Consider the following 8,018-nt stretch of genomic DNA (forward strand, 5'->3'; position numbering starts at 1 on the left):
GTCGCGGCTGGAAACCGCCCCCACCCACAGGCAACGCTCTATTCATCCTGCGGCACTCCGGCGCGAGCCGGGCAAACGCCAACCCTCCCCTATAATCGGCTCATCCCCCCCTCAGCGGAGAACCGCACCATGATCCAAAAACCCTACTTCCTATTCCTGGGCGACGCGCCGGACCAACTGGCCGCGAAGACCGCCGACGGCGTGGCCTACTGGCGCCGGGATGATTGCGTCGGCCAATGGCGGCTACCAGGCTGTCAGGCCGATGTGGGACTGCCGGACCTAACCGTGGCGGACGCGGTGGCGCAAGGCGCCAAAACCCTCATCGTCGGCGTCGCCAACCGGGGCGGGCAAGTGTCCGAAGGCTGGGTTCGGGGTTTGCGACTGGCCCTGGAAAGCGGACTGGACATCGCCAACGGTCTGCACCACCGGCTGACGGGCATCCCTGAACTGGCCGACACGGCGGCGCGGCTGGGCCGACGACTCATCGACGTGCGCCATCCGGGGGGCCGCATCGAGGTCGGCACGGGCCGGAAGCGCACCGGGAAACGGCTCCTGACCGTCGGCACGGACTGCTCCACCGGCAAGATGTACACCGCCCTCGCGCTGGAGCGGGAGATGCGGGCGCGGGGCATGAAGGCGGATTTCCGCGCCACCGGCCAAACCGGCATCCTCATCGCCGGGTCCGGGGTGTGCGTGGACGCCGTGGTGGCCGACTTCATTTCCGGCGCCGTCGAAGCCCTGGCACCCGACCACGACGCCGATCATTGGGATTTGATCGAGGGCCAAGGCTCGCTGTTCCATCCCTCCTTCGCCGGGGTCAGCCTGGGGCTATTGCACGGTGCCCAGCCCGACGCCCTGGTGATGTGCCATGAACCCACCCGCCCCCACATGCGCGGCGTGCCCGGCTACGCCTTGCCCAGCTTGGCCGAGTGCATCGCCACCAACGAAGACGCCGCCCGCCTGACCAACCCCGCCGCCCGCTGCATTGGTCTCAGCATCAACACGTCGAGGCTGCCCGACGCCGAGGCCGGGCGCTTGCTGCGCGACACCGAATCCCGGTTGGGCCTGCCCTGCGTGGACGCCGTCCGCACCGGCGTGGCCGCGCTGGTCGATCAACTCGTGGGCTGAACCATGCGCGACATCCAGCTACGCCAAGAGGCCTGGCCGTTGCGCGGGGTGTTCCGCATCGCCCGTGGCGCGTCCACCGAAATCACCGTGGTGGTGGTGGAAATCCGCGAGGGCGAGGCCGTGGGGCGCGGCGAATGCCGCCCTTATCCCCGTTATGGCGAAAGCCCGGCCAGCGTCATCGCCGCGATTGAAGCCATCAAACCAGCGCTGGCGGCGGGATTGGAGCGGGAAGAACTGTTGTCCCGCCTGCCGCCGGGCGCGGCCCGGAACGCCATCGACTGCGCCCTGTGGGACTTGGCCGCCAAGCGGTCGGGCCAGCCAGTCTGGCAATTGGCCGGTCTGCCGCCGCCGGAGCCTTTGACCACCGCCTACACCCTGAGCGTCGACGCGCCCGACATGCTGGCGGAAACCGCCGCCGCCGAGGCGGGACGCCCCTTGCTCAAGCTGAAATTGGCGGGCGCGGGCGACCTTGACCGGGTGGCGGCGGTGCGTGCCCATGCGCCCGGATCCCGGCTGATCGTCGATGCCAATGAAGCCTGGAGCCGCGCCGATTACGAAAACTTGGTGCCGGAATTGGCCCGGCTCGGTGTGGAATTGATCGAGCAGCCCTTCCCCGCCGGGTCCGACGCCTGTCTGGCGGAGTTGCCCAGGCCGGTGCCGGTCTGCGCCGACGAATCCTGCCACGCCGCCGACAGCCTCGCCGCCTTGGTCGGGCTGTACGACGCGGTCAACCTCAAGCTGGACAAGACCGGCGGGCTGACGGAAGCGCTACGGATGAAAGCCTTGGCACAGGCGCGGGGGTTCCGGCTTATGGTGGGTTGTATGGTGGGCACGTCCCTCGCCATGGCACCAGCGGTGCTGTTGGCGCAGGGGGCCGACACTGTGGATTTGGATGGGCCGCTGTTGCTGGCGAAGGATCGGGAGCCGGGATTGCGCTTCGAGGGTAGCCAGATTTATCCGCCGGACGGGGCGGTGTGGGGCTAGCGGATTATTTCTTAGGATGGTGGGGGAGCGGACGGGGCAGGACACCGTCCGCTGTAGGGCAAGACGGCGGCCTTAATTAGCTGGCGGCGCTCTCGGATTCGGCGGGCGCCTCTTCGCTAGCGGCCTCGGCGGCGGGGGCTTCGCCTTCCGCTGCCGGCACCTCGGACGCGGCTTCCTCGGCGACGGGTTCGCTTTCCGTTACCGGCGCTTCGGCCTCGGCTTCCTCGGCGGCGGGTTCGCTCTCCGCCGCCGCAGGTGCGGACTCGGCTACCGGAGCGGCTTTTTTTCCGCCCTTGGGCAGAAAGGCGAAGACCACGAGCGCGGCGACTATACCCAAAACCGCGATGTTGTCTCCCACCACGCTGCCACCCTCGGCAGCGAATGCCAAGCTGGGTCCGACCGCCAAAGCCACCGACAGGCCGACCCGATTTAGCTGATTCTGCAATTTCATGGATTCCCTCTCTCTATTTGTTTTGTTGATGTTGTGACCGGCACCCGAAATGCCGGGCACCCGCCTTAGTTTCGCGTGCAATCGCGAGGCTGTCCACCATTCGGAGCAATAAGATAGGGTGGCAAACCCGAGGGATGGATTGGGGATGAATGCGGGAGGGGGATGGTTGGAATGGAGCTTTCCATCCCGGAACTGGCGGGTCGGAGATCAACCCGCCGTGCTGTGCAGCCGCCAGCCCCGCCCCGTGGCGTCACCACGGAGGGCGGGGCTGGCGTTTCCGCGTCGCCCTTATTTGGGCTTGCGGGTCGTGGTGCGGCGCCGGGCGGGCTTGGGCTTGGCGGCGGGCGGCGCTTTAACCGCCGGAGCGGGTTCCTCGACCGGAGCCTCAGCGACGGCTTCCGCCGGAGCCGCCTCGACGACGGGCGCGGACTCCGCGACCGGGGCAGCGGCTTCAGCAGGAGCCGCTTCCTCGGCGGGCGCGGACACTTCCGCGACCGGAGCCGGTTCTTCCACGGAAGCCGCCACCTCGACGGGAGCGGACTGTTCCACGACCGGAGCCGGTTCTGCGGCGGGCGCGGACTCTTCCACCGGCGCGGCGGATTCCGCCGCCGCCGTGACGACTTCAGCAGCGGCCTCAGCGCCCGCATAGCCATAAATCACCGGCTCCACCGGCGCGGGAACCACTTCGGCATAACCGTAGACCTTGGGCGGCTCGATCACTTCGGCATACCCATAGGATTTCGGAGCAGGCTCCTTGGCGGCGGCGGCGACCACCGGGGCGGCTTCCGTCACCGCCGCCGTCGCCATCTCGGCGGGTTTAGCGGCCACGGAGGGCTTGCCCGGCGCAGAGGGGAGCTTCGAGGCAATCGCCGAAATGGCGGCGATCAGCGACTTGATGTTGTTGCCTGTCACAACCAGGAACAGTGCGCCTATCGCCAGGATCAAGAAGAAGAAATCGCCCGCCCGGCTCGGCTCTTTCTCAGCCGCCTGGGCGGAACGGGCCAATTTGCCCCTGGCCGACTTGGCCATGGGCTTCGCCGCCGGGGCTTGCGGTTTCGCCTCGGGCGCCGCCACCGGGGCCGTGGCGGCGACCTTGACCGGCGCGGCGGCGGGCTTGGCCGCTTCCGGTGCCGCGATAATCACCGACGGCTTGAAGTCGGCTGCCGGATAAGCCGTGGTTTCGGCAGCCCAGGCCCAAGCCGACCCCGCCGACAGGACCGCGCACAAGCCAGCCCGATAAAGAGTTTTCTGTAAATGCATGGACTCCCTCTCTCGTAATTTGTAGTTTGTGTTGATGTTGACTCAGAACCCGGAATCGCCAGGCCGTGGGCTTAGTTTCGCGTGCATCGGCGCGACTGTCCACCCATGAGGGCGGGACACGCCACCGCGACCTTGGCTCTGAAACGGGCGGAATACTCGCCCTCCGGCGACGGATTGCTCGTCCGGGCAATCATCCAAAAACGCTCGGCCAAGCGACCGGGGGCGTTGCCTTATTATCGCCTATTGAGCCTCCGTAAATGGAGCTTAACCAACATCAAATTGGCGCCAATTTGATGGACGCGAAAAAATCCGCGCACCAGCGGTCCCGATATGAAACCACCGGCCTTCAAGCGAATGGCAGGGCAATCGCGCTATGCCGGGAGCCACTGTTTTTCCCCTCTCGCCTCTGGGAAGAGGGTGAGGGTGTCCAATCCAGGGATTTTTGCCTTCCAACCGCCTCCGCGAGATCGGCGTTTCGGTCTTTCGAGGAAGAAATCCTGTTTTGGTACCCTCACCCCCGCCCTCTCCCAGAGGCGAGAGGGAGAAAAATCACATAGCGCGATTGCCCTGAAGCGAAGGGCGGCGTCCCGCTCATCGCGTGAGCTTGTACCAAATCAAGCCAATCCACTCGTGGAAGGCGTAGTAACTGCTGGCGAGCGCCCGGGCATTGGGAATGAAGTCGAATAGCCGACTCCCGCCTTCGGGTTGATAGCCCGTCCCGGCGGGCACCACGACCAGTCCCGCCCGCTCAAACTCCCGGATGGCGCGGGGCAGATGCCAGACGTGGCTCACCAGATAAATGCGCCGGACGCCCGCCGCATTCAGCAATTCGGCGGAAAACCGGGCGTTCTCGCGGGTATTGCCGGAGCGGTCCTCCATCCAGGTCACGGGCACCCCGAATTCGCTTTCCAACGCGGCCCGCATCAGCCGCCCTTCCGGCTCGTCGCCCTCCGGTGCCCCGCCCGTGACCAGGATGGGCTTGCCGATTTTGCGGTGCAGCCAAGCGCCGTAGCGCACCCGCTCCAGCGTGCGCGAATTCAAGGTGGCGCCCCCGCCGTACTCCACGGACTCCGGGTATAGCCCGCCGCCCAGAATAACGATGGCCTCGGCTTCCTGGCCGGACATGGGCGCGTAGGGAATTTCCAGTGTCGCCAGCAGACGCTGCGCCACGAACGGCGTGCAGAGCAGCCACAAGCCCAGCAGCGCGAGGCCCGTCATGGCGCGTCCCAAGCGGGGATGGCGGCGGAGTTGCCCATAGCCGACGGCGCCCAGCAGCAGCAAATTGAGGGGCGGCAACAGCAGCGCGGCCACCAGGTTTGTAACGAGCCAACTCCAATGCATCGGGGCATTCCAAACCGTTATGGCAAGTTGTCGAACAAGGGCCGGAATCGCCGGGCCGCGTCCGCCGGATCATCTTCCCCGAACACGCCCTCAATGACCGCCAACAGACCGGCCCCCGCCGCCAGCAATGCGCCACCATTGGCCGGGGTGATTCCGCCGATGGCGACGATGGGCACGGCCAGGCGTTGTTTGGCGGCGGCGAGGCTTTCGAGTCGGGCGCACGGGGCGCTGGGCTTGGTGCGGGAGGGGAAGAACCGGCCAAAGGCCACATAACTCGCGCCCGCCGCCACGGCCAGTTCGGCTTGGTCCACCGAGTCGTAACAGGACACGCCGACGATGGCGTCCGGGCCGAGCAGGCGCTTGGCTTCGGCGAGGCCGACATCGTCCCGGCCCAGATGCACGCCGTCGGCGCCGACCTGTCCGGCGAGTTCCACGTCGTCGTTGATGATGAGCGGCACGCGGCCCGCCCGGCACACGGCCAGCAGCCGCGCCGCCTCGTCCAAGGGATCGGCGGCGGACTTGGCCCGGTACTGGATCGCCGTCGCGCCGCCCCGGATGGCCGACGCCACCGCCAGGGCCAGGGCGGCGGCATCCGGGTAGCCTTCGCGGGTGATGGCGTAGAGTCCACGGGCGGGAAATGGTAAACGAGGGTTCACGGTCATGGTGGTCATTAAAGGCTCGTTCAAGATTTTGCCTGATTAGGGGCCATAGGATGGGTGGCGCTTCGCGGAACCCATCATGCCGCCCAGCCCCGGAGCGATGGGTTCCGCTGCGCTGCGCCCATCCTAATATGTCGAGTGGCGGCATGGCTCGCCATAGGCGCGCTTACCCCACGACAATTGGAATCCGCTCTCCGGGAATCGGAAACCGCGCACGCTGATAAAATGCCGCGACGCATTCTTACCCTTGGACCATGAGCGCTTATTCATCCCTTATCAACGCATGGCTGGACGCCGTCGGCGGCGGCGCCGCGCTGGCGGCGCTGGCGGATATTAGCGGAAGCGGCGCCGTCTACGCCATCGACGCGGAGGGCCGCATCCTGCTGTGGAGCCGGGGGGCGGAACAACTGCTGGGCATCCCGGCGGAGTCCGCCCTGGGCCGTCCCGCCACCAGCGCCATCGTCTGCCGCGAATGCGACGGACTGGCCACCCTGATGGAGCGGGGCCGGCTCGACGACGAACCCACCGAAGTGGAGCGGGCCGACGGCTCCACCCTCCGGGCCACCCGCTCGGCCAGGGCGTTCTTCACCGCCAGCGGCGCCTTCGCGGGGGCCATCGGCATTCTGCGGCCCGAACCGGAAACCGCCGAAGAATCGGGCGCGGTGGGCGAGCGCACCGAAGTCTTTCACGGCATCATCACCCGCGACATCGCCATGAAGCAGGCGCTGCAAATCGTCCGCAACGTCGCGGCCACCGACGCGACGGTGCTGGTCCGGGGCGAATCGGGCACCGGCAAGGAACTGGTGGCCCGCGCCCTGCACGAGGAAAGCCCGCGCCGCAACCGCCCGTTCCTCGCCATCAATTGCGCGGCCCTGAGTCCCAGCCTGCTGGAAAGCGAACTGTTCGGCCATGTGCGGGGCGCCTTCACCGGGGCGTTGAAGGACCACGCGGGCCTGTTCAAACGCGCCGACGGCGGTATCCTGTTCTTGGACGAGGTGGCGGAATTGCCCTTGGAGCTTCAAGCCAAGCTGCTCCGGGCGTTGCAGGAACGGACCTTCATTCCGGTGGGCGGCGACCGGCCCATCCGGGTGGATGTGCGCATCGTCGCCGCCACGCACCGATCCTTGCGGGAGGCGGTCAAGGAGGGACGGTTCCGGGAAGACCTCATGTATCGCCTGCGGGTGGTGCCCATCTTCATCCCGCCCCTCCGCGCCCGGCGCGACGACGTTGAGTTGCTGCTGCGGCATTGCATCGACCGGCACAACCGCAAGGGTGCCCGGCAGATTTCCCGGATCGAGCCGGATGCGCTGCGGCGGCTGTTGGATTATCACTGGCCGGGCAATGTGCGCGAATTGCAGAACGTGGTGGAGTGCGCCTTCGCCGTGGGGCGGGGCGAGACCTTGCGGCTGGACGACTTGCCGCCGGAATTCCGGGAGGAATGCGAAGAACCCCCCAACGCCCCGCCGCTAGCCGAACCGACCGGCGGGGAGCCCGACGAAGCGGCCCGCCTCAGCGCCGCCTTGCGCCGCGCCGGGGGCCGGATCGACGAGGCGGCGGCCAGTTTGGGACTCAGCCGGGCGACCTTCTGGCGCAAGCGCAAAAAGTATGGACTGTGACGAAGCCGTCATTCTTGGCCGAGTCTGTCCCAATCTTCTTCATAAGCACCGCCGTAATCGGATAAGATGTCGATAATTCGCACAGGCGCGTTTTGATTATGTGGGACCGAAAATTCAACACCTGTCGCGACCACGGCTTGCGGAAGCGCCTCCCCACAGGCTCACCGGCACTTCCCGACGATCCGACTACACTTAATCTAATTTTTGGCTCGAAGAGCCGGAACCCGATTCGTGCGGCGGCCTATACGGTCACTCATCGGCTCTTTTCACCCCAATGGGTAAAGCCTTCGGACACCGCCGTGGAACAAGATATTCAAAATAGCTGTTATTGGGGAACCCGATGCGTTACCACTATCCTCTGGCTTTCATTCTGCTGCTGTCATCCAATCCTTATGCTTATGGTTCGGTAAGTGAAGTCGAGCCGAATTCCACGGTGGGCGGTGCCTCGATATGGCAGTCCTCCGACCCGCTTTACCGGGTTGTCCGGGAATTCGATCTTACCGGTCAATTCAATGACACCGCTCACCAAGACCCCAGTTTAGCCACCCCTTTTTCATTGACCGATGAAATGGTGGGGCA

At 66.3% G+C, this 8,018-nt stretch carries 8 protein-coding genes; 4 read left to right on the top strand and 4 right to left on the bottom strand.

The genetic code is table 11. The annotated features are described in order from the left end of the window. Window positions 1-129: 129 nt before the first annotated feature. On the top strand, window positions 130-1,128 hold the full coding sequence (dgcN, locus tag ACXWUF_RS14540) for an N-acetyltransferase DgcN (RefSeq protein WP_458495368.1): 999 nt from the start codon (window positions 130-132) through the stop codon (window positions 1,126-1,128). A 3-nt stretch (window positions 1,129-1,131) separates the two neighbouring features. Beyond that, the gene (dgcA, locus tag ACXWUF_RS14545; protein WP_458495369.1) at window positions 1,132-2,112 is read left to right on the top strand and encodes an N-acetyl-D-Glu racemase DgcA; all 981 of its coding nucleotides are present in this window, start codon (window positions 1,132-1,134) and stop codon (window positions 2,110-2,112) included. Window positions 2,113-2,188: 76 nt separating this feature from the next. Here dgcA and ACXWUF_RS14550 read toward each other — a convergent pair whose 3' ends face one another. The 4 genes from ACXWUF_RS14550 to thiE form a co-directional block, all read right to left on the bottom strand. Then, a complete protein-coding gene (locus ACXWUF_RS14550) occupies window positions 2,189-2,563 on the bottom strand; it encodes a hypothetical protein (RefSeq protein WP_458495370.1) in 375 nt (124 codons plus the stop codon). A 288-nt stretch (window positions 2,564-2,851) separates the two neighbouring features. Next, the gene (locus ACXWUF_RS14555; RefSeq protein WP_458495371.1) at window positions 2,852-3,823 is read right to left on the bottom strand and encodes a hypothetical protein; all 972 of its coding nucleotides are present in this window, start codon (window positions 3,821-3,823) and stop codon (window positions 2,852-2,854) included. Window positions 3,824-4,414: 591 nt separating this feature from the next. Continuing rightward, on the bottom strand, window positions 4,415-5,164 hold the full coding sequence (locus tag ACXWUF_RS14560; RefSeq protein WP_458495372.1) for a YdcF family protein: 750 nt from the start codon (window positions 5,162-5,164) through the stop codon (window positions 4,415-4,417). Between the two features lie 17 nt (window positions 5,165-5,181). Then, window positions 5,182-5,835, bottom strand: a complete 654-nt coding sequence (gene thiE, locus ACXWUF_RS14565; protein ID WP_458495373.1) for a thiamine phosphate synthase — start codon at window positions 5,833-5,835, stop codon at window positions 5,182-5,184. Between the two features lie 242 nt (window positions 5,836-6,077). Between thiE and ACXWUF_RS14570 the strand changes: the two genes are divergently transcribed. Both ACXWUF_RS14570 and ACXWUF_RS14575 read left to right on the top strand, forming a co-directional pair. Continuing rightward, window positions 6,078-7,439: a sigma-54 interaction domain-containing protein gene (locus ACXWUF_RS14570; RefSeq protein ID WP_458495374.1), complete on the top strand. Its 1,362-nt coding sequence runs from the start codon at window positions 6,078-6,080 to the stop codon at window positions 7,437-7,439. A 340-nt stretch (window positions 7,440-7,779) separates the two neighbouring features. Beyond that, a partial coding sequence (locus ACXWUF_RS14575; protein ID WP_458495375.1) for a hypothetical protein occupies window positions 7,780-8,018 on the top strand: 239 nt, incomplete at its 3' end.

It is taken from the genome of Methylomagnum sp. (assembly GCF_054333355.1).